This window comes from Kitasatospora setae KM-6054 (assembly GCF_000269985.1).
GTDB lineage: Bacteria > Actinomycetota > Actinomycetes > Streptomycetales > Streptomycetaceae > Kitasatospora > Kitasatospora setae.
The window spans coordinates 6228367-6254404 of the sequence record NC_016109.1 but is presented as its reverse complement, the minus strand read 5'-3'; the positions used below and the strand labels follow the sequence as shown (position 1 = coordinate 6254404).

The window sequence follows — 26038 nt, the reverse complement described above, 5'->3', positions numbered from 1 at the left end:
GCCCGCCGCCCGCCCGTCGCCCGGCGGGCGAGCTGGAGGCCCAGGTGCTGGCCGCCCTGTGGGCCGCCGACCGGCCGCTCACCCCGCAGCAGGTGCAGCACGCCATCACCGCCGACCTGGCCCGCACCACGGTCGCCACCATCCTCGCCCGGCTGCACGAGAAGGGGACGCTGGCCCGCACCAAGGCCGGCCGGGCCTTCGCCTACACCCCGACCGTCCAGGACGCCGACGGCCTCGCCGCCCGCCGGATGCGCACCGAGCTCGAACGCGGCCGCGACCGCTCCACCGTGCTCGCCCGCTTCGTCTCCGACCTCTCCGACGAGGACGAGCGGCTGCTCCGCGACCTGCTCGGGGAGCAGCCGTGACGATCGCCGTCTGGGCCCCGCTGCTGCTGCCGCTGCTGGCCGCCCCGCTCGCCCGCCGGCTCGCCGAGCAGCTCGCCCCGCGCGCCGCCGCCCTCACCCTGGCCGCCACCGCCGTCGCCCTGGGCGCCGCCACCCTGGCCTCGCTCGGCCTGCTGACCGTCACCGGCCTGCTGCACCTGCCGTACGGCGCCGCGCTCGCCCACCTCTCCCCCGCGCACTGGCACCCCAGCGAGCTCTCCGACCTGGAGTGGCTGCCCACCGCCGCCGCGGCCGGCACCGCGCTGCTCGCCGTCGCCGCGCTGGCCGCCCGCGCCGCCCGCCACCAGTACGCCGACCTGCGCCGGGCCCGCACCGCCACCGGCGGCGCCCCGGCCGGCCCGGGCGCGCCCGGCCCGCACCGCCGCCGCCCCGGCCCGGCCGACCCCGTCCTCACCGTCCTCACCGACGACCGCGCCGACGCGTACGCGCTGCCCGGCCGCCCGCCCCGGATCGTCGCCACCACCGGCATGCTGGCCGCCCTCACCGAGCCCGAGCGTGCCGCCCTGCTCGCCCACGAGCGCGCCCACCTGGCCGGCCGCCACCACCTGCTGCTGGCCGCCGCCGAGTACGCCGCCGTCTGCCACCCCGCACTGCGGCCGCTGCGCCCGGCCCTCGGCTACCACCTGGAGCGCTGGGCCGACGAGTGCGCCGCCGCCGCCGTCGGCGACCGGGCCCTGACCGCCCGGGCGATCGGCCGCGCCGCGCTCGCCGCCGCCCGCCGGCCCGGCCCGCCGCGCCCCCGCCTCAGCCCCGCGGCCACCACCGGACCGGTCCCCCGCCGCGTCCGCGCCCTGCTCACCGCCCCCGCCCCGCCGCGCGCCCGCCGCCCGCTGCGCGCTCTGGCCGCCCTCGCGCTGGCCTGCTGCCTGACCACCACCGCCGCGGCCGCCGCCGAGGCCGGCCACGACTTCCACGAGGCCGTGGAGACCGCCCAGAGCCCCTGAGCCGGCCTCCGGCGCCCCCGGCGCCCCCGGCGCGCGCGGGGGGCGCGGGGGGCGCGGGGGGCGTGAACATGGGAAACAGACCAGTTTCGCTCATCCCCGGAACCCCGAGCGAGTCTTTTTTCCCGCTTCGGCGTGTCCCGTTCAGCCGCCCTTAGGCTGGCAGATCGAACAGGGAGACGGGGGGCAGGGATGCGGCGGAGCGGAGGCGGCGAGACACCGCCCACCCGGTCGGAGATAGGCGACTCCTGGGCGCGGCTGCGCCGGCTCGGACTGGACCAGGAACGCACCCGCGAGGTCCCCCGGCTGCAACCGGCCGAGCTGGAGGAGGCCCGCCGCACGGTCGGCCTGGCGCAGGTGCTGCCGGTGCTGCGCTCCACGCTCTTCCCGGCCGACGACTGCGCGCCGGTGGTGTTCGCGCTGGCCGACCCGAAGGCCCGGATCCTGTGGTGGGACGGCGAGCACCGGCTGAAACGGGACGCCGACACGCTGGGCTTCGGCCCCGGCGCGCTCTGGTCGGAGGACGAGGTCGGCACCAACGGCATCGGCCTGGCCGCCCGCACCGCCCGCCCGAGCACCGTCCACTCGGTCGAGCACTACCTGCACAGCCACCGCGGCTGGAGCTGCGTGGCGGTGCCGGTCCGCGACCCGCGCACCGGCCGGCTGGCGGGCGTGGTGAACCTGAGCGGCCCGGCCGCCGAAGGCCACCCCTACCTGCGGCAGCTGACCGTGACGGCGGCCCGGCTGGCCGAGACCGAGCTGCGGGCCGGCCACCTGGAGGCGCTGCACCGGCTGCGCACCGTCGCGGTGCCGCTGCTGGCCCGCTTCGGCGGCCCGGCGCTGGTGGTGGACGGCTCGGGCTGGACGGCCGCCGCGGTGGGCGTGCCCGGGCCGCCCCGGCTCGCGCTGCCGCCGGAGAGCTGGGGCGCCGGCGGGGTCCGCTGGGTGCCGACGCTGGGCGAGTGCGCGGTGGAGCCGCTGGCCGACGGCTGGCTGGTCCGCCCGTCGCTGCCGCGGCCGGCCGAACTCGCCGAACAGGCCGAGTCGGCCGAGCTGGAGCTGGACCTGCGCCGCCCGGGGAGCCCCGAACTGCGGGTGCGCGGCAGCGCGGGCGCCTGGTCGCACACCCCGAGCCCGCGGCACGCCGAACTGCTCCTGCTGCTGGCCCTGCACCGGGACGGCCTGAGCGCCGCGCAGCTCGCCGACGCGCTGTTCGCCGACCCGGCCCGCACGGTCACCGTCCGGGCCGAACTCTCGCGGCTGAGGCGCCACTTGGGCGCCCTGCTGGAAGCCCGCCCGTACCGGCTGGCGAACTGCGCCGGGGTCGTCGTGCTCGGCCCGGACGAGCCGCACGACCTGCTGCCCGGCTCGCTCTCGCCGACCGTCCGGGCGCTCCGGGCCGACCTGGCCCGCGGCGTCCGGCGGCTGCCGGGCCCCCGTCAGCCGCCGGCCAGCAGCTCGGCCAACTCCTCGTCGCTCGGCAGGAGTTCCTCGATGCTGCCGTCCGGCACCACGCGGTAGGTGCGTTCCAGCCAGGCCCGCACCTGCGGCTGCGACGCCTCCAGCAGGGCGCTGCCGTGCGGGGACTGCAGGGCCAGGTGCAGGGTCGGCCCGTGGCAGGGGCACTGCGCGGGCCACAGCTTGACGTCGCCCTGCCCGCTGAGCGCCTGCAGGCCGTCGCGCAGCAGGTCACGGGAGAATACCCAGTCCGCTTCGTCGGGACGTCCCAGGTGGAAGGTGAGGCGCACCTCGTACGGGGCGGCGGCCGCGTAACGGAAACGGGTGCGCACTTCACCGACCAGGTCCTGGTCCAACGCGATCCGCAGCTCCAGCACTTCCTCCACCGTCGCGGGGGGTGCGACGGCTCCGCTCCGGCTGCCGCCCGTGGGGGTGGCGGCGGTCGGCGGGTCGGAAGGGGCGGACAGGGGGTCGCACGGCATGACGGTCGCTCCGAAGCGGCTGGGTACCGCTCCAGCGTGCTCCGGCGCACCCCCCTCCCGCAATGGTTGCAGGGGGTTGCACGGGGTGTTGCGGCTGGCCGTTTCATGCCACCGCCGCCGCGCCGTGGTGCGCCAACTCGCCCTCGCCGAACGGGACTCGATTTGACCCATGGGTTTCGCCCGGGATCTGGCGGTCCGTCAGACCGCTGGTAGTCTCGTCCCTCCCGCCCCGTTCGTCCGGGCCCGTCCGGGCCGGCGCGCGGGGTGCGGCGTCGCGTGCGGACCTGTGACCAGGAAGGGGAGCCCGGTGGCGCTCCGCGAGCACTCCAGGCCCGTGCCCACGGGCCGGTCGGGACGGCACGGCCGCCCCGGACCCTTCGGCGGGCGGCTGCGGCTGCCCACCATCCGGTTCTCCGGCGCCGCGATGGCGATGTCCACCGTGATCGGGATCAGCCTGGCCACCACCTGGCTGCTGAACGAGCAGCAGCAGATCGCCCGCCGGATCGGCGTGACCGTCGGCGGCCCGCCCGTCCCCAGCCCGGAGCCCAGCGCGGACGCCACCCCCGGCGGGAGCGCCGGCTCCGCGTCCGCGCCCGCGCCGACCGTGCAGGCCGCGCCCGTCCCCGGCATCGGCGACTCCCCCACCCCGGGCCCGCACCGCTCCGGCGCCCAGGACCCCGAGCCGCACCCGGCCACGGCCTCCGCCGCCGTTCCGGCGTCCGCCGCCACCTCCGCGCCGTCGGCCGCCGGGCCGACCGCCGCGACCGGCCCGGGCCCGTCCGCGAGCGCCCCCGCGAGCGCCCCGCCGCCCGGGAGCGGGCCGGTCCGCCCGGTCTCGCTGGCCCCGAGCCCGTCCGCGAGCCCGGCCGTCAGCCCGTCCGCGAGCCTGGGCCCGCGCCCGTCGGCGCCCCCCGCCTCCCCGCCGTCGACCGGCACGCCCCCGCCGTCCGCCCCGCCGTCCCGCACCCTGCGCGGCGAGACCCTGGTGGACGCCCTGGGCCCCACCGGCACCCGGCACACCCTGCGGCTCACCCTGGACGAGGCGATGACCGCCCTCCAGGTCGAACTGCGCCTCAACCGCCCCGGCACCCTCCCCGGCACCGCCCCCGCCAGCGACCTGCCGGGCGCGGTCCCCACCATCGCCCTCGAACGGGACACCCTGGTCTACCGCTTCACCACCCCGCCGGACCTCCCGCTCCGCCCCGGCACCTACACCTTCACCGTCACCGGCGCGGCCACCGTCCAGCCCCCCGCCGCCACCGAGACCTGGACCGCCTCCGCGTTCGCCCTCCCCACCGCCCGCGCCCTCGCCGCCCGCGGCACCTTCGCCTGAGCAACGGGCCGCCCGGCGACCCGGGCAACGGCGGGCGGCTGCGGCCCGGAAGCCGCGCCCACCCGCCGTTCCCGCGCGCCCGCCGAAGGCGACCCGCACGGCCCGGGTCCGCCGCAGGTCGTCCGCGGAGTCGGCAAGGTTGCGCCGCAGCGCGGGGCCGGCGAGGACGGCCTCCGCCGCCGCGACCGCCCCCCGCCACCCGCCACCCGCTACCCGCCGAAGGCGACCCGCACGGCCCGGGTCCGCCGCAGGTCGTCCGTGGAGTCGGCGAGGTTGCGCCGCAGCGCGGGCGTCAGCGCGGGGTCGGCGAGGACGGCCTCCGCCGCCGCGACCGCCCCCCGCCACCCGCCACCCGCCACCCGCTACCCGCTACCCGCTACCCGCCGAAGGCGACCCGCACGGCCCGGGTCCGCCGCAGGTCGTCCGCGGAGTCGGCGAGGTTGCGCCGCAGCGCGGGCGTCAGCGCGGGGTCGGCGAGGACGGCCTCCGCCGCCGCGACCGCCCCCCGTCCCCCGCCACCCGCCACCCGCCACCCGCCACCCGCCACCCGCTACCCGCCGAAGGCGACCCGCACGGCCCGGGTCCGCCGCAGATCGTCCGCGGAGTCGGCGAGGTTGCGCCGCAGCGCGGGCGTCAGCGCGGGGTCGGCGAGGACGGCCTCCGCCGCCGCGACCGCCTCGGGGGTGGCTTCGGCGTCGGGGAAGAGGTTCTGGCCGAGCAGCCGGGTGACGGTGTCGCTGCGGTCGGCGGCCTCGGTGATCCGCTCGAAGAAGCGCAGCGCGTAGCCGGTCTGCCGTTCGGGGTCGCCGGAGGCCCAGAAGCCGCGGGCGGTGGCCTCCAGGATCCGGTTGGAGACGGCGTCGGGGGTGAAGAGCAGGTCCCAGGCGGCGGCCTTGGCGGCCTCCCCGGGTCGGGCGGCCCGGGCCCTGGCGGCGCCGAACTCGGCTTCGCTGCCCGGGTCGCGGGCTTCCTCGGCGGCGATCGCGTCCTCGTCGGCGTGGCCGAGCGCGGCGAGTCGGGCGATCGCGGCCCAGCGCAGTTCCGGTCCGAGGGTCAGCCCGCCGGGGAGCCCGTCGCCGGCCAGCCAGCCGCGCAGTTCGGCGAGTTGGGCGTCGCCGCCGCTGCTCTCGACGGCGGCCCGGAGCGCGGCCAGCCGGATGCCCTCGCTGCCGCCGCCGGCCAGCAGGGCCCGGGCGGTGCGGCTGACGGCGGCCAGGCCGTCCGCGCGGCGGGCGGCGGGCAGGTAGCGGGCGACGACGAAGGCGCGGGCGAAGGTGAGGACGCGTTCGACGATGCTGTCGGAGGTCTCGGCGGGCAGGTGGCGTTCCATCAGGTCGAGGTAGACCGCGGGGTCGACCTCGGCGTCCCGGACGAGGTCGCGGGCGTGCTCCCACAGGACGGCGCGGGTGACGTCGTCCTCGATCGCGGACAGCGACTCCCGCACCGCGCGCCAACTGTGCTCGTCCAGGCGGATCTTGGCCCAGGTGAGGTCGCCGTCGTTGGGGACGACCAGGGTGGCGCCGGCCTCGACCGGGGCGGGGACGGCGACCCGGCGGCCGGGGCCGAGTTCGACGGCGGCGCGGCCGGCCGGGACGACCCGGCCGTCCTCGACCCGGTAGCCGCCGACCTCGATCAGGTGCGGCCGGCTGCCCTCGTTGACGACGGTGAGCGCGGTGAGGGTGCCGTCGGCGGCCCGCTCGGTCTCGGCGCGCAGCGTGTCGACGCCGCTGGTGCGCAGCCAGGCGTCCGCCCAGCCGGGCACGTCGCGGCCGCTGCTGGCGCTCAGCGCGGCGAGGAAGTCCGGGAGTTCGGCGTTGCCGTAGAGGTGGTCGGCGAAGTACGCGTTCAGGCCGGCGAAGAAGGCGTCGTCGCCGAGCCAGGCGACGAGCTGGCGCAGCGCGGAGGCGCCCTTGGCGTAGGAGATGCCGTCGAAGTTGACCATCGCCTCGGCGACCGAGCGGGTGCCGTTGCCGGCCACCGGGTGGGTGGAGGCGCGCTGGTCGGCGTCGTAGCCCCAGCCCTTGCGCTGGGCGGAGAAGCCGGTCCAGGTGCCGGTGAAGCGGGTGGCCTCGGCGGCGATCCGGTAGCCGAGCATCTCGGCGAAGGACTCGTTCAGCCACAGGTCGTCCCACCAGCGCATGGTGACGAGGTCGCCGAACCACATGTGGGCCATCTCGTGGCAGACCACCATGGCGCGGCGTTCGCGCTCGTCGTGGGTGGCCGGGGAGCGGAACAGCATCTCGTCGCGGAAGACCACGCAGCCGGGGTTCTCCATCGCGCCCCAGTTGAACTCGGGGACGAACGCCTGGTGGTACTCGCCGAACGGGTAGCGCTCGTCGAAGAGTTCGTGCAGCCGGTCCAGCGAGGCCGCAGTGACCTCGAACAACTCGGCCGCCTCGCGGTCGAGTTCGGCGGCGAGCGAGCGGCGGGCGTGCAGGCCGAGCGGGATGCCGTCGTGCTCGCCGCGCACCGAGTGCAGCGGGCCGCCGACCACGGTGAACAGGTAGGTGGAGATCGGCTTGGTCGGCGCGAACTCCCAACTCCCCTTCTCGCCGGAGACCTCGGCGCCGTTGCCGACCAGGGTCCAGTCCTCGGGGGCGGTGGCGGTGAGGGTGAACGGGGCCTTCAGGTCGGGCTGGTCGAAGCAGGCGAACACCTTGGCGGCCAGGTCGGGTCCGCAGGTGGCGTACACGTACACCGCGTCGTCGGCCGGGTCGGTGTAGCGGTGCAGGCCCTCGCCGGTGCGCGAGTAGCGCATCTCGGCGTCGACCCGCAGCTCGTTCTCGGCCCGCAGGCCGGGCAGCGCGAGCCGGTTGCCGTCCAGGGCGGCCGGGTCCAGCGGCCGCCCGTTGAGGACGGCGGAGCGCAGGACGGCGGGGTCGACGTCGACGAAGCTGTCGGCGCCCGGCTCGGCGCACCGGAACCGGATCACGGTGGTGCTGCCGAACCGGTCCGGGCCCCGGGTCAGGTCGAGGTCGACGTGGTAGCCGTCGACCTCCAGCAGGCGGGCACGGACAGTCGCTTCGGATCGTTGCAGTGCTGGCATGCCCGCATGCTCGCCGAGCCCGCCCGGCCGGGCAAGCGTGTTCGGGCCGGATTCGCTCGCGGCGAACCCCGCCGGGCGGAACGGTTTGGCTAGGCTCTGGGCGAGCGGCGATCAGAGGAGGAGCACGTGACGACGGTTCTGGTGCAGGGCGGCAACGCGTCCCTGGGCTCGGCCCGGGTGGTGGTCGAGGTCACCGCACCCAAGCGACTGGACGTGTCGGGGCTGCTGTTGACGGCGGCCGGCAAGGTCCGTTCGGACGCCGACTTCGTGTTCTTCAACGCCCCGCAGGGGCCCGGCGTGACGCACCGCCCGGGCTCCGGCGCGACGCCGGACGCGATCGCGGTGGACACCGCGGCGGTGCCCGGCGAGATCTCCCGGATCGTGGTCACCGCCTCGCTCGACGACCAGCGGGCGACCTTCGCCGGCACCGAGCCGACCGCGACCGTGCGGGACGCCGACACCGGCCGCGAGCTGTTCACCTTCACCCCGCCGCGGCTGACCCGGGAGACCGCCCTGGTCGTCGTCGAGGTCTACCGGCGCGGCGCCGAGTGGAAGGTCCGCGCGGTCGGCCAGGGGTACGCGGACGGGCTGGCGGGCATCGCCACCGACTTCGGCGTCTCGGTCGAGGACGCGCCCCCGGCCGCGGCCACCGCCGCCGCGCCGCAGGCCCCCGCGGCCCCGGCCGCGCCGCCGTCCGCCCCGCCGGTGCCGGCCGCCGCCCCGCAGGCGCCCGCCGCCCCGTCGTCCCCGCCGCCGATGCCGTCCGGCTCGCCCGCGGTCGGCAAGATCACCCTCGACAAGGGCCGGGTCAACCTGGTCAAGGGCGGCTCGGTCTCGCTGGAGAAGGCCGGCCGGCCGTGCCTCGCCTCGGTCCGGATGGGCCTCGGCTGGGAGCCCGCCGGGCGCGGCCGCAACATCGACCTGGACGCCTCGGTGATCGCCTTCGACGCCAAGCGCGAGAAGCTCGACACCGCCTGGTTCATGAAGCTGTCGGTGTTCAACGGCGCGATCGCCCACTCCGGCGACAACCTGACCGGCAAGGGCGGCGGCGACGACGAGTCGATCACCGTGCACCTGGGCGGCCTGCCGCCGGAGGTCTGCGGCCTGGTCTTCGTGGTCAACTCCTTCTCCGGGCAGAAGTTCACCGACATCAAGAACGCGTACTGCCGGCTGGTCGACCCGTCCACCGAGGAGGAGCTGGTCCGCTTCGACCTGGCCCAGTCCGAGCCGCACACCGGCGTCGCGATGTGCAAGCTGGTCCGCCAGTTCTCCGGCGAGTGGGTGATGACCGCGCTCGGCGAGTACGTCGACGCCAAGACCGCCCGCAGCATGGTCAAGCCCGCCGCCGCGATGCTCTGACCCCCGCCCGTGCCCGTGCCCGATCCCGTCCGCTTCCACGTCCGCCTCCGGCCGCCCACCGCACCCGCGCCGCCGGAGGCGCTCGACCCGCTGGACGAGCCGCCGTACGACCACCCCGCCCTCGCCCTGATCGGCTGCGCCGACCTCGCCGCCACCGACGCGGCCGCCGGGGCGGGCGGTTTCGGCGCGCGCTGGCACTTCGACGTCTCCTACGACCTCTCCGCCGTCCTGGAAGAGCTCGACCAGCTGCTCGCCGCCTTCCGCTACCGCACCCCGTACGCCCTCGACCTCTACCCGCAGGGCCTGGAACGCACCCTGACCTTCACCTTCCCCACTCCCGACACGGTCGCCGTGCACTGCGCCTCCCGCACCGACTGGGTCCCGTCCCCCGCCACCGAGCACCACCCGTACGACCGGCTGCACGCCGAACTGACCGACCTGGCCCGCGAGTTCACCACCGCCCTGGCCACCGCCGGCTCCCGCACCGCCGACCACCCCCCGTTCCCCGCCTGGCGCGCGGGCCGCTTCGCGCTGCCCCCGGTCACCCTGCTGCACCCGCGCGACCTCCCCCGCGCCCGCGCCGACCTCGCCCCCTCCCGGCACTACCCGGTCGACACCACCGGCGTCGCCACCCGCGCCGCCCTGTTCGACGCCATCCGCCACGCCCTCCCCCTCGACCCCCCGCTCCTCGGCCACCACAGCTGGGACGCCCTGGAGGACTCCCTCTTCGGCGGCCTCCACGAGGCCCCCACCCGCACCCCCCTGATCACCTTCACCGACCTCACCGCCCTCCCCGCCCCCGAACTCGCCCTCACCCGCGCCGCCCTCACCTCCCTCGCCACCACCCTCGCCCACCCCGCCCCCACCCGCGGCCGCCCCACCCGCGCCCACTTCCTCCTCGGCCACACCGCCCCCGGCTGACGGCGCGCCGCCCCGCGCGGGCAACGCCCGAGGGCCCGCGGCGTGAAGCCACGGGCCCTCGGGGGAGATCGGCGGCGGGTCAGCCGCGGGTCGCCATCGCGCGCAGGAAGAAGGTCAGGTTCGCGGGGCGCTCCGCGAGGCGGCGCATGAAGTAGCCGTACCACTCCTGGCCGTAGGGGAGGTAGACGCGCATGGTGTTGCCGGCCTCGGCGAGGCGGAGCTGCTCCTCGGGGCGGATGCCGTAGAGCATCTGGTACTCGAAGGAGGAGACGTCGCGCTTGTTCCACTCGGCGAGCTGGCCGGCGATCTTGATCATGTTGGGGTCGTGCGAGGCGACCATCGGGTAGCCCTCGCCGGCCATCAGGACCTTGAGCGCGCGGACGTACGCGAGGTCGACGTCGCGCTTGCCCTGGAAGGCGACCGACTCGGGCTCCTTGTAGGCGCCCTTGCAGATCCGGACCCGGGAGCCCTCGTGGGAGAGGTCGCGGCAGTCGGCCTCGGTGCGGCGCAGGTACGCCTGGAGGACGACGCCCAGCCACGGGAAGTCGGCGCGCAGCTCGCGGGCGATGGCCAGGGTGGAGTCGGTGGTGGTGTGGTCCTCCATGTCGAGGGTCACCGTGGTGCCGGCGGCGGCGGCCGCCTCGCAGATCCGGCGGGCGTTCTCCAGCGCGATCTTCTCGCCGTCGACCGGCAGGAACTGGCCGACCGCGGAGAGCTTGACCGAGACCTCGGCGTCCGCGGCGAGGCCGGTCTCCTTGAGGGCGGTCAGCAGGTGCTCGTAGGCGAGCGCGGTGCCGGCGGCCTGGTCGGCGTCCTTGGTGTCCTCGCCGAGGTGGTCGAGGGTGACCTTGCGTCCGCTGGTGACCAGCTTCTCGGTGGCGTCCACGCCCTGGTCGAGCCGGTCGCCGGCGACGAAGCGCTCGACGATCGCGTGGGTGGGCGGGAACTTCTCGACCATGGTGCGCACCTGCGGGGAGCGCGAGGCGGCGAGGAGGGCGGAACGGAGCATCGTGGACTCCCGGCGAAGCGGATCAGCTGGTGGCGAGGGGGGCGGGGCGGCCGTGGGGGGTGGCGGCCGCCCCGCGGGGAGGCACAGGGGCCGGGCGGTGTCAGCCCATGTGCGGGTAGCGGTAGTCCGTCGGCGGGACGAACGTCTCCTTGATGGAGCGGGTCGACGTCCAGCGCGTCAGGTTCTGCTTGGCGCCGGCCTTGTCGTTGGTGCCGGAGGCGCGGCCGCCGCCGAAGGGCTGCTGGCCGACGACGGCGCCGGTCGGCTTGTCGTTGATGTAGAAGTTGCCGGCGGCGTTGCGCAGGACGCGCATCGCGTGCTCGACGGCCGCGCGGTCCTGGGCGATGATCGAGCCGGTCAGGCCGTACGAGGAGACCGACTCCATCTGCGCGAGCATCTCGTCGTAGTCCTCGTCCTGGTAGACGTGCACGGCGAGGATCGGGCCGAAGTACTCGTCCCGGAAGTACTCGGCCGCCGGGTCCTGGCAGACCAGCACGGTCGGGCGGACGAAGTAGCCGACCGAGTCGTCGTACGTGCCGCCGGCCAGCACCTCGACCTGCGGGTCGGCCTTGGCGCGGTCGATCGCGGCCTTGTTCTTGGCGAAGGAGCGGTCGTCGATGACGGCGCCCATGAAGTTGGCGAGGTCGCTGACGTCGCCCATGGTGAGCCACTCGACCTCGTCGCGGAAGTCGTCCTTGATCTCGGCCCAGAGCGAGGCGGGGACGTACGCGCGGGACAGCGCCGAGCACTTCTGGCCCTGGAACTCGAAGGCGCCGCGGGTCATCGCGGTCTTCAGCACGGCCTTGTCGGCGGACGGGTGGGCGACCAGGAAGTCCTTGCCGCCGGTCTCGCCGACGATCCGCGGGTAGGTGCGGTAGCCGGCGATGTTCTCGCCGACGGTGCGCCACAGGTGCTGGAAGGTGGCGGTGGAGCCGGTGAAGTGGATGCCGGCCAGCGCGGGGTGCTTGAGCGCGACCTCGGAGACGGCCAGGCCGTCGCCGGTCACCATGTTGATGACGCCCTTGGGCAGGCCGGCGGCCTCCAGCAGGCGCATCAGGTAGTGCGCGGCGAACTGCTGGGTCGGGGACGGCTTCCAGATCACCACGTTGCCCATCAGCGCGGGCGCGGTCGGCAGGTTGCCGGCGATCGCGGTGAAGTTGAACGGGGTGATCGCGTAGACGAAGCCCTCCAGCGGGCGGTGGTCGGTGCGGTTCCACACGCCGTCGGAGGAGATCGGCTGCTCGGCGAGGATCTGCCGGGCGAAGTGCACGTTGAAGCGCAGGAAGTCGACCAGCTCGCAGGGGGTGTCGATCTCCGCCTGCTGGGCGGTCTTCGACTGGCCGAGCATGGTGGCCGCGGCGAGGGTCTCCCGCCACGGCCCGGCCAGCAGGTCCGCGGCGCGCAGGAAGATCGCGGCGCGGGAGTCGAAGGAGAGCGCCTGCCAGGCCGGCGCGGCGGCCAGCGCGGTGTCGATGGCCTCCCGCGCGTCGTCCTGGGTGGCGTTGCGCAGGGTGCCGAGCCGCGCCGCGTGGTTGTGCGGCTGCACCACGTGGATCTCGGAGCCGGCGCCGAGGCGCTGCTCACCGTTGATCGTCATGGTCAGCTGGATCGGCCCCTGGCCGCCCAGCTCCTTCAGCTTGGCCTCCAGCCGGGCCCGTTCGGGGCTGCCGGGGGCGTAGCTGTGGACCGGCTCGTTCACCGGCGCGGGGACCTGGGTCACAGCATCCATGGCGCGCACGCTCTCCTTCTCGTCATGGGAAGCCGGCAGGGGTCGCACACCGGCATGGAGAAACGCTATTCCCCGTCCCCGCCCGCTTCTGTTGGCCGCGCCGCCAAATTCCCCCGCTCGCCGTTGTCCGCCCGGACGAACGGCGTCACGCCGCGGTCACGGCGGCCGCTTCCTGTCCGGCTCACTAAACTCGGGGTCCCGATCTTGTCCGACCCGACGAAGGACCTGCCATGACCGGCCTCCCGCTGCGCCAACTGCTGATGTCGCTCGGCGAACCCCTGGTCGAACTGCAGGCCGCGCCGGCCGGGCTGGACGTCCCGGTGCGGCACGTGTCGATCCTCGACCCGGAGGACCCGCCGACCGCCGCGCCGGGCGAACTCGTGCTGGCCATCGGCGCCCGCGGCCGGGCCGCGCTGCCCGCGCTGCGCGCCGCCGGACGGGCCCGGGCCGCCGCCGTCGCCGTCAAGCTGGACGGGCCGGGGCAGGCGGACGCGCTGCGCGAGGCCGCCACCGAGGCGGGCGTGGCGCTGCTGTCGGTGCGCCGGGAGACCCGCTGGGAGCACCTCGACTCGCTGGCCCGCACCCTGCTGACCGGCGCCGACGACCCGGACGGGCCCGGCGGCCCCGAGCCGGGCGGGCCGACCGCCGGCGACCTGTTCTCGCTGGCCCAGACCGTCGCCGTGCTGACTGGCGGCATCGTCTCGATCGAGGACACCTCCAGCCGGGTGCTGGCCTACTCGCGCACCTCGGAGACCGACGAGGTGGACGACCTGCGCCGGCTCTCCATCCTCGGCCGGCAGGGCCCGGAGCCGTACCTGGCCAAGCTCCGCGAGTGGGGCGTCTTCTCGCACCTGCGCGGCTCCGAGGGCGCGATCGAGATCGCCGCCCACCCGGAGCTGGGCATCCGCCGCCGGCTGGCGATCGCGATCCGCTCCGGCGCGCAGCCGCTCGGCACCATCTGGGTGCAGGAGGGCTCCCGCCCGCTGACCGACACCGCCGAGCAGGCGCTGGTCGGCGCGGCCCGCGTCGCGGCCGGCCAACTGGTGCGCCGCCGCCGGGAGTTGTCGGCCGACACCCGGCTGACCCAGACCCTGCTGACCGGCCTGCTGGAGGGCTCCACCGGCCCGCAGTCGCTCGCCACCCACCTCGGCCTGGACCTGCGCCGCCCGGCCACCGTCCTGGCCTACGCGCCCGCCGCCACCGACGGCCGGGACGCCGAGCTCTCCCGCGACGAGGTGACCGGCCTGATCTCGGTGCACACCGCCGCCCGGCACCGCGGCGCGCTGCTCGCCCCGGTCGACTCCCGGGTCTACGTGCTGCTGCCCGAGCTCCCGCCCGGCCTGCCGGCCGCCACCCTGCGCGACTGGACCCAGGAGACCGTGGACGCCGCCCGCGACCACCTCTCCATCCCGCTGCGGGCCGCGATCGGCCCCACCGTCCCGGGCCTGGCGGACGTCCCCGCCTCCCGCGCGCAGGCCGACCGGATCCTCGACGCGATGGGCCGCGGCGGCGTCGTCCCGGACGTCGCGGCGCTCCAGGACGTCCAGGCCGAGGTGCTGGTCTCCGAGGTCGTCGCACTGCTCCAGGACCGCCCCGAGCTGCGCGACCCCCGGCTGACCGCGCTGGCCGGCTACGACGCCCGGCACCACACCCGGCTCGCCGAGTCCGTCCTCGCCTACCTCGACGCCCTCGGCGAGGTCCGCGCCGCGGCCGACGCCCTGCACATCCACCCCAACACCCTGCGCTACCGCGTCCGCCGGGCCGAGCAGCTCACCGGCCTGGACCTCGCCCAGCCCCAGCAGCGGCTGCTGGCCATGCTCCAGCTGAGGCTCCCGGAGCACTGACCCCGCCGACGGCGAGGTCCGCCCGGGGGGAGCGGAACCCTCCCCGGGCGGACCCCCACCGGTCAACGCGGCGTCACATCCGCTGTCACATCCGGCGTCACATCCGGTGCCACGGCCCGGTGATCGCGAGCATGATGCCCGGCTCCTGGATGTTCGCGAACAGCGTCCGCCCGTCGTGCGAGAACGTCACGCCGGTGAACTCGCTGTACTCCGGCGCCTCGGCGGTGCCGTTGTTGAGCTCGTTGCGGGCCAGCGCGTACGTCCGGCCGTCCGTGGTGGCGCCGAACAGGTGCTGCAGGCCGTTGCCGTCCTCGGCGATGATCAGACCGCCGTGGGGCGAGACGGTGATGTTGTCGGGGCCGTCGAAGTTGCCGTGGTCGGCCCAGATGTCGTTGTTGACGCCGAGGATGACCTTCAGGGTCAGCGTGCGGCGGGCCGGGTTGTAGAACCAGACCTGGCCGTCGTGCTGGAGCGGCGACTCCTCACGGGCGAACGAGGAGACGAAGTAGATGCCGTTGTCGCCCCACCACATGCCCTCCAGCTTGCGGGCCCGGGTGATCTCGCCGTCCTTGAACTGCTTGCGGATCGAGGTGGTGCGGGCGTCGCGGTCCTGCACCTTGACCCAGTCCGCGCCGTACGTGGTGCCGGGCTTGGTGGCCCGGGACAGGTCGTCGACCAGCTTGCCCTGCGCGTCGAACGCCTTCAGCGCCTCGAAGGCGCCCGCGTCGGCGGCCAGCGTGCGCAGCCTGCCCTTGCCGTGCTTGAAGCCGGCCGGCGGGGTCCAGCGGTAGAGCAGGCCGTTCGGCTTGGACGCGTCCTCGGTCAGGTAGGCGTGGCCGCGCTTCTCGTCGACGACGACGGCCTCGTGCGCGAACCGGCCGAAGGCCTTGATCGGCTGCGGGTCCCGGTTGGCGGCCTGGTCCTGCGGGTCGACCTCGAAGACGTAGCCGTGGTCCTTGGTGAAGCCGTTGGTGCCGGCCTTGTCCTCGGTCTCCTCGCAGGTCAGCCAGGTGCCCCACGGGGTGGCGCCGCCGGCGCAGTTGGTCGCGGTGCCGGCGATGCCGACCCACTCGCGGACCTCCCGCCTGCCGTGGCCGTGGCCCTTGCCGTGCTCGTCGTCCCGGCCGTGGCCCTTGCCGTGGCCGGAGACCTCGACGACGGTGCAGCCGCCGGCCGCGGCCGGGTCGTAGACGTAGCCCTCCAGCAGCGGCACGGGGTGCGCCCACTTGGAGCGCGGGCCGGCCAGCTCGTGGTTGTTCACCAGCAGGGTCGCGCCGTGCCGGCCCTCGAACGCGGCGGTGCCGTCGTGGTTGCTCGGGGTGGACTCGCCGGTGACCAGGGTGGTCTTGCCGGAGTGCGTGATGATCTCGTACGAGAAGCCCTTCGGCAGCGCCAGGATGCCCTCGGGGTCGGAGACCAGCTCGCCGTAGCCGACCGCGGTGTGCCCGCCCTTCGCGGCGGCGGCGTCGACGGCGGCGTCCCCGCCCGCCGGGGCGGCGATCGCGCCGGGCGCGGTGGCCAGCACCTCGGCGCTGCCGGCGATCAGGACGCCTGCCCCGAGCATGGTCGAACGGTTCACGAAGTCCCGGCGGGACAGCGACATGACGGTCACTCCTGGAGGAGAGGGTGAGCTTCGGTGACCGACAGGTTCCGGGCCGCACGTGAACCGGGCGTGAATCGGACGCGGCGTCAGCGTGCCGATTTACCATCCATAGAGCCTCCGATGACCTTGCCTTTACCGCCCGCGCGCCGCCCCGCGCGCCGCCCTCACCGCCGCGTCCCGTGCTGGGTCCGCTCGACCCGCCACTGCTCCCAGGCGGTCAGCCAGGCGTCCTCCGTCCCGGACGGCAGCTCGGGCGTGCCGCCCGCCCAGAGCCGCTCCCAGGCGCGCTGCGCCGGCAGGCTCGGCACCTCGCTGGCGAACGCGGTGTACCGGACGACCTCCTCCACGGCCGCCGTGCCCTCGGCGGTGCCGCTGACCCAGTCCGCGTGGTGGGCGAGCCGGCTGAGGTGGTTGACCATCGAGGTGACCGCCTCGTCCGCCTCCTCCCGGGTCTCGGACGCCAGCCGCATCTGCTGCCGGACGGCGCTCTCCCAGCGGGTCCGCCGCTCCTCGCCGCGCAGGTGGCGCGGCAGCCGGGCCGAGCGGCCGGCCCGCAGCTGGGCGACCACGGCGGCGGCCCGCGCGATCGCCTGCAGCACCAGTTCGCGGTGCGCCCGCAGGCCGAGTTCGGCGGGTTCGGGATCGGGTTCGGCGGGGCGCCGGTCGGCGCGGAGCGCGGCGACCTGCCGGAGCATCGCGGTCCGGCCGACGATGTACCGCTCGAAGTCGGCGATCCCGCGCAGTTCGACCGCGCCGGGGAGCACGCCGCGCCCGGTGACGGTCACCGTGGTGCCGCCGACCCGGAGCCGGCCGGCCCAGACCGTGCCGTGCCCGGCCGGGGTCCGCGAGTCCTCGTGCACCTGCAGCGCGTGCGGCTCGCCGTCGACGGTGATCCACCCGCGCAGGGCCCGGACCCGGCCGGCGGTGTCGCCCTCGTCCACGCCGAGCTGCTCGTAGACGCGGTCCCGCTCGTCCTCGACCACGTCCTCCAGGTCGGGCAGCGGCGTGCCCGCCTCGGCCCCCGGCCGGTGGGTCCGGACCGTCACGTACGGCCCCTGCGGGGAGCTCCAGTCACCGGAGCGGGTCTCCACCGCCTCCAGCTCCCCGTCGCGGACCTCGTACGCGGCCAGCACGTCCCGGCCGGGCACCGCCCAGTCCTCGTGCACCCACCCGAACACCGGGAACCCCGCGCCCGCCAGCACCCGGCGGCTGTGCGCCTCCTGCTCCGCGTAGACCGCCTCGGTGTCCCCGGGCCCGCTCGTGCGCTGCCACTTCATCCCTCGCCGCACCCCCGGCCGTTCGCCACTCCAACGCCGCCTTACCTTACGGCCCAACGAACCTGTCGAGCCATCAGGTGAAAGACCGCGCGACGAAGGGCCCCCGGCGCGCCCGCCGGGGGTGCGCGAACCGCCCTTGGCCGCTCCCGCCCCTACCCGCTGCCGCCCTCAGCGGCCGCCGCCCTGCCCGCGCAGCGACCGCGCCTTGAGCGCCGCCCGCCGCGCCTCCTTGGCGACCTTCCGGTCCAGGTGCAGTTCGCCGACGGCCTCCAGCACCTCGGCCGTCATCGGGTGCGGGACCCGCCAGACCTCGCCGAAGTAGCTGGCGGGGTTGTCGGTGACCGGCAGGTCGGCGACCAGCGCCCGGAGCCGGCCGCCCTCGCCGGCCGAGATGAGCATGACGGCGGCCATCGAGTCGATCACCCGCCAGAGCGCGACGTCCCGCTCGGCGGCCGTGACGTCCGCCCCGCGGGCGCGCAGCCACTCGCGGGCGAGGCCGCCCAGCTCGGGGTCGTCGACGACCAGGGCGACCTCCTCGGCGGCGGCCTCGTCGAGCTCGCCGAGGCCGAGCACGCAGTAGTAGCGGCGGACCGGCGACTGCGGGTCGCGGCCGCGCGCGCCGGCCAGCAGTTCGCGGGCGGCGTCGCGCGGGGCGCGGGCGGCGGTCCAGGCCCGGAGCTCGGGCTCGGCGAAGAGCTGCCCGCCGTCGGCCAGGGCGCGCAGCAGCGCGGCGCCGTCCTGGTCGGCGAGGTCGCCGATCAGCGGGGCGTCGTAGCCGTCGGCGAGCAGCCACTCGCGGACGGCGTACTGGCCGAGGGCGGTGAGCCGGACGGTGCCGAAGCGGGCGGCGTCCTCGTCGGTGAGCGGCCGGTCGGTGTCCACCGCCTCGGCCGCCGGCTCGCCCTCGCCCTCCTCGAACAGGTCGGGGTCGATCGGGCGGTGCTCGACCAGGCCGAGTTCGGCGAGGTCGCCGAGCATCGGGTCGAGGACGACCATCAGGTCGGTGATCTCGCCGAGCATCTCCTCGTCGGGCTCCTCCCCGTCGGGCACGACCAGCAGCGCGGCGAGCACCCCCAGCGGGACGGTCTCGGCGCCGGGCTCGGCGAACGCGGTGGTCTCGTAGAGGACGTGCAGCGCCTCGTCGAGGATCTCGGCGGCCTGGTCGCGGGCGTCCTCGACCTCGGCGAGGCCGGCGGAGTCGTCGCTGCCGCCGCCCTCGACCAGCTCGGGGTCGACCGACTCGGCCTCGGCGGCGAGCTCGCGGACCAGCTCGGCGGCCTCGAACCAGAGGCCGAGGACGGCGGCGGGCTCGCCCGCCTCGACGGCGGCCAGGTCGGGGCCGGGGATCGCGACGTGCGCGCCGTCGTCGGTGGTGCCGGTCTCGACCAGGTCGAGGTCGCAGGCCAGCGCCCAGGCGCGCATCGCCTCGACCACGTCGTCCTCGTCCGGGTCCTCGGCGCCGAGCATCCGGGCGGCCCGCACCCGGTCCTCCGGGCCGAGGTCGCCGTGCTCGTCGACCTCGCGGTGCGGGGCGATCCAGCGGGCCAGTGCGACGACCCGGGCGACCAGCGGGACGGCGAGCGCGGCCGCGGCCAGCTCGGCGTCCGACGGGAGGGTGATCGGCGGGATCAGGACGGCGGTGTCGTCCGGGTCCTCGTCCGCGCTCTGCGCGCCGTACAGGTCCGCCAGGTCGTAGTCGGCGGGCAGGAGCCCTTCGGTCTCGGACGGCTGCTGGTCAGGGTTGTTACGGCTACGTCCGGCCATCGCGCGCGTTCTCCCGGGTGCGTCGCAGGGCACCGCCGTCCGGAGGGCGGCCCGCCCGGGGCGGCGGACGCGGGGAGCGGCGGCGCGGGCCGTGCGTGTCGGCCCGTCAACCCAGCGTATCGGCCGCCACCGACGTCCGCCTGAGCTGCGGGGTCGTCCGCCCGAACGAGTGGGGCGGTGCGTCCGAACGAGTGCCCGGCGGCACGTATCCTTCGGGGGGCGACGCGCACCACCCCCGCGCCGTCGCCGAGGACACCGGGGCGACGGCGCTCCGGTCTCCGCGTACCACGTGCACACCCGCACCGTCCGGGCCGCGCCGCCACCACCCTGGTCCGGCGACGCCCTGTGGTGCCTTGCCACAGGAGACCCCTGCCATGGCGGACCTCTCCCCCGCCGGCCCCGGCCTGGGCACCGCCCAGTACGCCGGCCGCCGACTGTCGGAGGCCCTGCTTCCGCTGGAACTCGCGCCCCGCAAGCAGCTCCAGCTCGCCGCGATCAGCCGCTGGAACGCGCTGCGCGGCGTCCGCGTCGGCCTGGTGGCCGCCGCCCTGCTGCTGATGCTGATCGGCGCCAACCTCGCCACCCCGCTCTACCCGGTGCTCCAGCAGCGCCTCGGGCTGAACCCGCTCGACACCACCGTCCTGTTCACGGTGTACGTGTTCGCGCTGGTCCCGGTGCTGGCCGCGGTCGGCCACTGGTCGGACCACCTCGGGCGGCGCGCCCTGATCCTGCCCGCCGTCGCGCTGGCCGCCGCCGGCGACGCGGTGTTCGCCACCGCCGGCTCGTTCTGGCAGCTGGCCGCCGGACGGGCCGTCCAGGGCGTCGCGGTCGGCCTCGCCACCGGCGCGGCCGGCGCCGCCCTCGGCGACCTGCTGCCCGACCGGCCCACCCTCGCCGCCAAGCTCACCCTGGCCTGCTCGGCCGGCGGCGTCGCCCTCGGCCCGCTGGTCGGCGCCGCGCTCACCAGCGACGCGAAGCCGCTGCTCGGCCCGTTCCTGCCGCACGCCGTCGCGCTGCTCGCGCTGTGCGTGCCGCTCGCCCTGGTGCACCCCCGGATGCCCGGCTCGGTCCGGCCCGCGGCCTCGCCGCCGCGCGTCACCACCCCGGCCCACCTGCGGCCCCGCCGGCTCCGGCTGCCCCGGGCCGGACGCCGCGAGTTCCTGCTCGCCGCCGCCGCGGGCTTCCTCTCGTACGCGGTCTTCGGCGTCTACCTGGCGCTCGCCCCGGCGTTCTCCGCCACCCTCCTGCACACCGCCTCGCCGATGGCGGGCGCGGCCGTCGCCGCCCTGCTGCTCGGCTCCTCGGCGGCCGTCCAGCTGCTCGTCCCGCCCACCTCCGACCGGGTGGTGGTCGCCGCCGGCCTGACCGGCCTCGCCGCCGGCCTCGGCCTGCTCACCGCGGCCGCCGCCACCGGCACCCCCGTCCTGCTCTTCGTCGGCAGCGTGCTGGCCGGCGCCTGCCAGGGCATCGCCTTCCGCTCCCTGTTCACCGCCGCCGTCGCCGCCCTCGACCCGGCCCGCCGGGGCAGCGAGCTCTCCGCCCTCTGGGTGATCGTCTACCTGGGCTCCTCCGCCCCGATCATCGCCGTCGGCGCCCTCGTCCGCGCCTACGGCCTCCTCCCCGCCGTCACCGCCTTCGCCCTCACCGCCGCCACCGCCGCCCTCGCCCTGGCCGCCACCGTCCTCCGCCGCCGCCGACGCTGACCCCCGGCCCTACCGGGAGCCGAGGACCAGGCCCATCGCCGAGTCGGCGACCTCCAGCGCCCGACCGACGTCCGCGCCCGACAGGTCGCCGGACGGCGTCGGGGCCGGAGCGGGAGCCGAAGCCGGGGCCGGGGACGGCGGCGGGATCGGACGCGGCGTACGGGCGGGCGCGGACGTCGGCCGGGCACCGGAGCGCTTCTCGGCCGGCACCGGCCCGGCGGTAGCGGTCACGGACGCGGACGTGGTCGCGACGGCGGGCTCCGCGCTCTCCGGTGCGGGCAGCGCCTCCGATACCGCCGCAGCGGTCGCCACCGGGGTCACCGGCGCCACCGCCGGCCCGCCGTCCGCCCGGTCGTCGGTGCGGCCGGCCACGACCGCGCCGCCCGCACCGGCCAGGACGGCCGCGCCGGCCAGCGCCGCGGCGATCCGCAGCCGGCGGCGCCGCCTCCGCTCGCGTTCGTGCCGCTCGGCCATCGCGGCCCAGTCCGGCGGTCCGCCGTCCGCCCCGAGATCCATGGTCCCGGAGTGTAGTTCGGCCCGGGGCCGCGAAAACCCGCGCGCTCGGACGCGGTGGCACGCGGAAGGGGCGGGAACCCGGAGGTTCCCGCCCCTTCTCACAGCCTCGGCCCACCGCTCAGACGTTGAAGCCCAGCGCGCGGAGCTGGTCGCGGCCCTCGTCGGTGATCTTGTCGGGGCCCCACGGCGGCATCCAGACCCAGTTGATCCGCAGGTCCTTGACCAGGCCGTCGGTCGCGGTGCGGGCCTGGTCCTCGATGACGTCGGTCAGCGGGCAGGCCGCCGAGGTGAGCGTCATGTCGACGGTGGCGGTGTCGTCCTCGTCGATGTGCAGGCCGTAGATCAGGCCGAGGTTGACGACGTCGATGCCCAGCTCGGGGTCGACGACGTCCATCAGGGCCTCCATGAGGTCCTCGGTGGAGACCGTCCCGGCGCTGGTGAACGCGCCGGGAGCCTCGGCAGCCTCACCGACCGCGGCCTCGCCGACCGCGGCCTCCGCGACCGCGGCGTCGGCGGTCTCGACGGCCTGGGCCGTCTCGTTCTCGCTCATCTTGTCCAGTGTCCTTACGGGCGTCAGTCGGTGAGGGGGGGCTGGCCGCCGAGCGCCTTCGCGGTGGCGTCCTTCCAGGCCATCCAGCTGAGCAGGGCGCACTTGACCCGGGCCGGGTACTTGGAGACCCCGGCGAAGGCGACGGCGTCCTCCAGCAGGTCCTCGTCGCCCTCGCCCTGGCCCTTGCTCTGCATCAGTTCGAGGAAGGCTTCCTGGACCCGCTGGGCCTCGCCGACCGGCTTGCCGACCACCAGGTCGTTGAGCACGGAGGCGGAGGCCTGGCTGATCGAACAGCCCTGCGACTCGTAGGAGACGTCGGCGACGACCGCGCCGTCGAGCTTCACCCGCAGGGTGATCTCGTCGCCGCAGGTCGGGTTGACGTGGTGCACCTCGGCGTCGCCGTCCCGCAGCCCCTTGCCGTGGGGGTTGCGGTAGTGGTCCAGGATGATCTCCTGGTACATCGAGTCGAGCTTCATGTCAGCCGTCCTCAGCCGAAGAAGTTGCGGACGTGGTGGAGGCCGTCGATCAGCGCGTCCACCTCGCCGGGCGTGGAGTACAGGTAGAACGACGCCCTGGTGGTCGCCGGAATTCCGTACCGCAGGCAGACCGGCCGCGCGCAGTGGTGGCCGACCCGGACGGCGATGCCCTGTTCGTCGAGGACCTGTCCGACGTCGTGCGGGTGGATGTCGCCGAGCGTGAAGGAGATCGCGGCGCCGCGGTCGACGGCCGTGCGCGGGCCGATGATCCGCAGGTCGGGCACCTCGTTGAGGCGCTCGATGGCGTACGCGGTGATCGCGTGCTCGTGCGCGGCGACGCGCTCCATGCCGATCGCCGTCAGGTAGTCGACGGCGGCGCCGAGGCCGACGGCCTGGGCGATCGGCGGGGTGCCCGCCTCGAACTTGTGCGGCGCGGGGGCGTAGGTGGACGAGCCCATGGTGACGGTCTCGATCATCTCGCCGCCGCCGAGGAACGGCGGGAGGTCCTCCAGCAGTTCCTGCCTGCCCCAGAGCACGCCGATGCCGGTCGGGGCGAGCATCTTGTGGCCGGTGAAGGCGACGAAGTCGGCCTCCAGCGCCTGCACGTCGAGCACGGCGTGCGGGGCGGCCTGCGAGGCGTCGACGGCGACCAGCGCGCCGACCGACTGGGCCTTGCGGACGATGGTGTCCACCGGGTTGACGGTGCCCAGCAGGTTCGACACCAGGGTCACCGAGACGATCTTCGTCTTCTCGGTGATCAGCTCGTCGATGTTGGACAGGTCGAGCCGGCCGTCGTCGGTCAGGCCGAACCACTTCAGCTTCGCGCCGGTGCGCTGCGCGAGCAGCTGCCACGGCACGATGTTGGAGTGGTGCTCCATCTCGGTGATCACGATCTCCGAGTCGGCGTCGACCCGGTACGGCTCCTCGGCCCAGCCCAGCATGTTGGCGACCAGGTTGAGCGACTCGGAGGCGTTCTTGGTGAAGATCACCTCGTTGCGGCTGGGCGCGTTGATGAAGGCCGCGACCTTGTCCCGGGCGCCCTCGTACAGCGCGGTGGCCTCCTCGGCGAGCACGTGCACGCCGCGGTGGACGTTGGCGTTGTGCCGCTCGTAGTAGGCGTTCAGCGCGTCCAGCACCTGCTGCGGCTTCTGCGAGGTCGCCGCGTTGTCCAGGTAGACCAGGGGCTTCCCGTCGTGCAGTTGCCGCGACAGGATCGGGAAGTCCTTGCGGATCGCGTCGGTGTCCAGCAGTCCGGTCGGATGCGAGTGGGTCACTCTGAAGCGCCGCCCTTCACGTAGCTCTCGTAGCCCTCTTCCTCCAGCTTGTCGGCGAGCTCGGCACCGCCGGACTCGACGATCTTGCCGCCCGCGAAGACGTGCACGTGGTCGGGCTTGATGTAGCGCAGGATGCGGGTGTAGTGGGTGACCAGCAGGGTGCCGACCTCGCCGGTCGAGCGGACCCGGTTGATGCCCTCGGAGACGATCCGCAGCGCGTCGACGTCGAGGCCGGAGTCGGTCTCGTCGAGGATCGCGACCTTCGGCTTGAGCAGCTCCAGCTGGAGGATCTCGTGGCGCTTCTTCTCGCCGCCGGAGAAGCCCTCGTTGACGTTGCGCTCGGCGAACGCCGGGTCCATCGAGAGGGCGGCCATCGCCTCCTTGACCTCCTTGACCCACAGCCGCAGCTTGGGGGCCTCGCCGCGGACGGCGGTGGCGGCGGTGCGCAGGAAGTTGGAGACCGAGACGCCGGGCACCTCGACCGGGTACTGCATGGCCAGGAAGAGGCCGGCCCGGGCGCGCTCGTCGACGGACATCTCCAGCACGTCCTCGCCGTCCAGCAGCACCTGGCCGCCGGTGACGGTGTACTTGGGGTGGCCGGCCAGCGAGTAGGCCAGGGTCGACTTGCCGGAGCCGTTCGGGCCCATGATCGCGTGGGTCTCGCCCTGCTTGACGGTCAGGTCGACGCCGCGCAGGATCTCCCGCGGGCCGCCCTCAGCGTTGACGGAGACGTGCAGGTCGCGGATTTCAAGCGTTGCCATGGGGTACTCAGTTCTCCTGGTTGACGGAGACGAGCACATCGTCCCCTTCGATCTTTACGGGGTAGACGGCGACCGGTCGGGTCGCGGGCAGCCCGGACGGCTTGCCGGTGCGCAGGTCGAAGCTGGAGCCGTGCAGCCAGCACTCGATCATGCAGTCCTCGACCTCGCCCTCGGACAGCGAGACGTTGGCGTGCGAGCAGGTGTCGTTGATGGCGAACACGCCCTCGTCGGTCCGGACGACGGCCACCGGGACGCCGTTCAGCTCGACCTTCTTGGGCACGTCCTCCTGCAGGGCGCTCAGCGCGCAGGCCCGGACGTAGCTCATGCCACGGTCTCTTCCAGCTCGGCCTCGATCTTCTCCAGCAGCCGGTCCTGGATCTCGGCGACGCCGATCTGCTGGACCAGCTCGGCGAAGAAGCCGCGCACCACCAGGCGGCGGGCCTCGTCGGCCGGGATGCCGCGGGACTGCAGGTAGAACAGCTGCTCGTCGTCGAAGCGGCCGGTCGCCGAGGCGTGGCCGGCGCCGACGATCTCGCCGGTCTCGATCTCCAGGTTCGGGACGGAGTCGACCCGGGCGCCGTCGGTGAGCACCAGGTTGCGGTTGAGCTCGTAGGTGTCGGTGCCGAGCGCGGCGGCCCGGATCAGCACGTCGCCGATCCACACCGCGTGCGCGTCCTGGCCCTGGAGGGCGCCCTTGTAGGCGACGTTGGAGCGGCAGTGCGGGGTGTCGTGGTCGATCACCAGGCGGTGCTCCAGGTGCTGCCCGGCGTCCGCGAAGTACAGGCCGAACAGCTCGGCCTCGCCGCCGGGGGCGGCGTAGTTGACCCGGGGGTGCAGGCGCACCACGTCGCCGCCGAAGGTGACGACCACCGACTTGAACGAGGCGTCCCGGCCGACCAGCGCGTTGCACTGGGCGACGTGCACGGCGTCGCGCTCCCAGTCCTGCACGGAGACGAAGGTCAGCTTGGCGCCGTCGCCGACCAGCAGGTCGACGTTGGCGGCCCGGGTGCCGGTGCCGGTGTGGTTGAGCACCACGACGGCCTCGGCGAACGGCTTGACCTCGACCACCAGGTGGGCGAAGGCGGTGCCGCCCTCACCGTGCACGTCGATCCGGACCGGCTCGGTGAGCACCGTCTCCTTGGGGACGGTCACCACCAGGGCCTGCTCGAAGGCGCTGAAGGCCTGCGCGGCGACCCGGTCCACCGGGGTGCCGGCCCTGCCGACCCGGGCGTCGTCCCGGCCGACCAGCTCGGAGGTGACGCCCTCCGGCAGGCCCAGCTCGATCTTGTCCTCGCCCTTGGCGGCGTCGGCCGCCGTGCCGTCGTGCAGGCCGCCGAGGCGGTGCAGCGGGGTGAACCGCCAGTCCTCCTCGCGGCCGGTGGGCACCGGGAAGTCGTTGACGTCGAAGGACGGCTTGACGGCGACCCGGGCGTCGATCGGCTGCCGGACGGTGTCGCGCCCGGTGCCCGGGCCGGCGAGCTGCTCGCCGGCGCCGGCGGTGCCGACCTCGATCGAGCCGGCGGTGGTGGAGCCGGGGGTGTTCTGCTCAGCCATGGCTGTTCGTGTTGCTCTCTTTCGGAATCGTCGA

At 75.2% G+C, this 26038-nt stretch carries 24 protein-coding genes; 8 read left to right on the top strand and 16 right to left on the bottom strand.

What is annotated here, in order from left to right; all coding sequences use genetic code 11:
- Window positions 1-32 precede the first annotated feature (32 nt).
- From KSE_RS27630 to KSE_RS27620, 3 genes are all read left to right on the top strand, one after another.
- Window positions 33-365, top strand: coding sequence for a BlaI/MecI/CopY family transcriptional regulator (locus tag KSE_RS27630; RefSeq protein ID WP_231873432.1), 333 nt, complete (start codon window positions 33-35; stop codon window positions 363-365).
- Entirely contained in the window at window positions 362-1348 is a 987-nt protein-coding gene (locus KSE_RS27625; protein WP_014138654.1) for a M56 family metallopeptidase, read from the top strand. Before KSE_RS27630 ends, KSE_RS27625 begins: the two co-directional genes overlap by 4 nt.
- 189 nt (window positions 1349-1537) lie before the next feature.
- Complete coding sequence (locus tag KSE_RS27620; protein WP_014138653.1) at window positions 1538-2866, top strand: GAF domain-containing protein; 1329 nt, start codon at window positions 1538-1540, stop codon at window positions 2864-2866.
- On the opposite strand, the gene KSE_RS40370 is transcribed toward KSE_RS27620, so the two are convergent.
- The gene (locus KSE_RS40370) at window positions 2785-3285 is read right to left on the bottom strand and encodes an SsgA family sporulation/cell division regulator (protein ID WP_014138652.1); all 501 of its coding nucleotides are present in this window, start codon (window positions 3283-3285) and stop codon (window positions 2785-2787) included. The two genes, KSE_RS27620 and KSE_RS40370, sit on opposite strands and share 82 nt — an antisense overlap.
- 334 nt (window positions 3286-3619) lie before the next feature.
- Here KSE_RS40370 and KSE_RS27610 point away from each other — a divergent pair, with 334 nt between their 5' ends.
- Window positions 3620-4618: a hypothetical protein gene (locus KSE_RS27610; protein WP_148283167.1), complete on the top strand. Its 999-nt coding sequence runs from the start codon at window positions 3620-3622 to the stop codon at window positions 4616-4618.
- Window positions 4619-4827: 209 nt separating this feature from the next.
- Here KSE_RS27610 and KSE_RS43010 read toward each other — a convergent pair whose 3' ends face one another.
- The 3 genes from KSE_RS43010 to pepN are packed head-to-tail and all read right to left on the bottom strand — an operon-like array spanning window position 4828 to window position 7664.
- On the bottom strand, window positions 4828-4977 hold the full coding sequence (locus tag KSE_RS43010; protein ID WP_158413061.1) for a hypothetical protein: 150 nt from the start codon (window positions 4975-4977) through the stop codon (window positions 4828-4830).
- 17 nt (window positions 4978-4994) lie between these two features.
- Window positions 4995-5144, bottom strand: a complete 150-nt coding sequence (locus tag KSE_RS43005; RefSeq protein ID WP_158413060.1) for a hypothetical protein — start codon at window positions 5142-5144, stop codon at window positions 4995-4997.
- A 24-nt stretch (window positions 5145-5168) separates the two neighbouring features.
- Window positions 5169-7664, bottom strand: a complete 2496-nt coding sequence (gene pepN / locus KSE_RS27605; RefSeq protein ID WP_014138650.1) for an aminopeptidase N — start codon at window positions 7662-7664, stop codon at window positions 5169-5171.
- A 138-nt stretch (window positions 7665-7802) separates the two neighbouring features.
- Between pepN and KSE_RS27600 the strand changes: the two genes are divergently transcribed.
- Window positions 7803-9023 carry a TerD family protein gene (locus KSE_RS27600; RefSeq protein ID WP_106438044.1) on the top strand — a complete coding sequence of 407 codons (1221 nt, stop codon included), beginning with the start codon at window positions 7803-7805 and terminating at the stop codon, window positions 9021-9023.
- 9 nt (window positions 9024-9032) lie between these two features.
- Window positions 9033-9944 carry a hypothetical protein gene (locus KSE_RS43250; protein ID WP_014138648.1) on the top strand — a complete coding sequence of 304 codons (912 nt, stop codon included), beginning with the start codon at window positions 9033-9035 and terminating at the stop codon, window positions 9942-9944.
- Between the two features lie 79 nt (window positions 9945-10023).
- On the opposite strand, the gene KSE_RS27590 is transcribed toward KSE_RS43250, so the two are convergent.
- Window positions 10024-10953: a proline dehydrogenase family protein gene (locus KSE_RS27590; RefSeq protein ID WP_014138647.1), complete on the bottom strand. Its 930-nt coding sequence runs from the start codon at window positions 10951-10953 to the stop codon at window positions 10024-10026.
- A gap of 100 nt (window positions 10954-11053) precedes the next feature.
- On the bottom strand, window positions 11054-12682 hold the full coding sequence (gene pruA / locus KSE_RS27585; RefSeq protein WP_033260022.1) for an L-glutamate gamma-semialdehyde dehydrogenase: 1629 nt from the start codon (window positions 12680-12682) through the stop codon (window positions 11054-11056).
- A 230-nt stretch (window positions 12683-12912) separates the two neighbouring features.
- On the opposite strand from pruA, the gene KSE_RS27580 reads away from it, so the two are divergent.
- On the top strand, window positions 12913-14526 hold the full coding sequence (locus KSE_RS27580) for a PucR family transcriptional regulator (RefSeq protein WP_014138645.1): 1614 nt from the start codon (window positions 12913-12915) through the stop codon (window positions 14524-14526).
- 97 nt (window positions 14527-14623) lie between these two features.
- Here the strand turns inward: KSE_RS27580 and KSE_RS27575 are convergent, their stop codons facing one another.
- From KSE_RS27575 to KSE_RS27565, 3 genes are all read right to left on the bottom strand, one after another.
- Window positions 14624-16129 carry an alkaline phosphatase PhoX gene (locus KSE_RS27575; RefSeq protein WP_014138644.1) on the bottom strand — a complete coding sequence of 502 codons (1506 nt, stop codon included), beginning with the start codon at window positions 16127-16129 and terminating at the stop codon, window positions 14624-14626.
- A 164-nt stretch (window positions 16130-16293) separates the two neighbouring features.
- Complete coding sequence (locus KSE_RS27570; protein WP_014138643.1) at window positions 16294-17406, bottom strand: hypothetical protein; 1113 nt, start codon at window positions 17404-17406, stop codon at window positions 16294-16296.
- Between the two features lie 168 nt (window positions 17407-17574).
- The gene (locus KSE_RS27565; protein ID WP_014138642.1) at window positions 17575-19170 is read right to left on the bottom strand and encodes a hypothetical protein; all 1596 of its coding nucleotides are present in this window, start codon (window positions 19168-19170) and stop codon (window positions 17575-17577) included.
- Between the two features lie 374 nt (window positions 19171-19544).
- On the opposite strand from KSE_RS27565, the gene KSE_RS27560 reads away from it, so the two are divergent.
- The gene (locus tag KSE_RS27560) at window positions 19545-20873 is read left to right on the top strand and encodes an MFS transporter (RefSeq protein WP_014138641.1); all 1329 of its coding nucleotides are present in this window, start codon (window positions 19545-19547) and stop codon (window positions 20871-20873) included.
- A 9-nt stretch (window positions 20874-20882) separates the two neighbouring features.
- Here KSE_RS27560 and KSE_RS43000 read toward each other — a convergent pair whose 3' ends face one another.
- The 7 genes from KSE_RS43000 to sufD form a co-directional block, all read right to left on the bottom strand.
- Window positions 20883-21389, bottom strand: a complete 507-nt coding sequence (locus tag KSE_RS43000; RefSeq protein ID WP_014138640.1) for a hypothetical protein — start codon at window positions 21387-21389, stop codon at window positions 20883-20885.
- 118 nt (window positions 21390-21507) lie between these two features.
- Window positions 21508-21795: a metal-sulfur cluster assembly factor gene (locus tag KSE_RS27550; RefSeq protein WP_051055973.1), complete on the bottom strand. Its 288-nt coding sequence runs from the start codon at window positions 21793-21795 to the stop codon at window positions 21508-21510.
- 167 nt (window positions 21796-21962) lie between these two features.
- Entirely contained in the window at window positions 21963-22415 is a 453-nt protein-coding gene (gene sufU / locus KSE_RS27545) for a Fe-S cluster assembly sulfur transfer protein SufU (RefSeq protein ID WP_014138638.1), read from the bottom strand.
- A gap of 11 nt (window positions 22416-22426) precedes the next feature.
- Window positions 22427-23689, bottom strand: coding sequence for a cysteine desulfurase (locus tag KSE_RS27540; RefSeq protein WP_014138637.1), 1263 nt, complete (start codon window positions 23687-23689; stop codon window positions 22427-22429).
- Window positions 23686-24450 (bottom strand): Fe-S cluster assembly ATPase SufC, encoded by a 765-nt coding sequence (sufC, locus tag KSE_RS27535; protein WP_014138636.1) that lies wholly within the window; start codon window positions 24448-24450, stop codon window positions 23686-23688. Before sufC ends, KSE_RS27540 begins: the two co-directional genes overlap by 4 nt.
- A gap of 7 nt (window positions 24451-24457) precedes the next feature.
- Complete coding sequence (locus tag KSE_RS27530) at window positions 24458-24775, bottom strand: bifunctional 3-phenylpropionate/cinnamic acid dioxygenase ferredoxin subunit (RefSeq protein ID WP_014138635.1); 318 nt, start codon at window positions 24773-24775, stop codon at window positions 24458-24460.
- On the bottom strand, window positions 24772-26004 hold the full coding sequence (gene sufD, locus KSE_RS27525) for a Fe-S cluster assembly protein SufD (protein WP_014138634.1): 1233 nt from the start codon (window positions 26002-26004) through the stop codon (window positions 24772-24774). Before sufD ends, KSE_RS27530 begins: the two co-directional genes overlap by 4 nt.
- Between the last annotated feature and the right edge of the window lie 34 nt (window positions 26005-26038).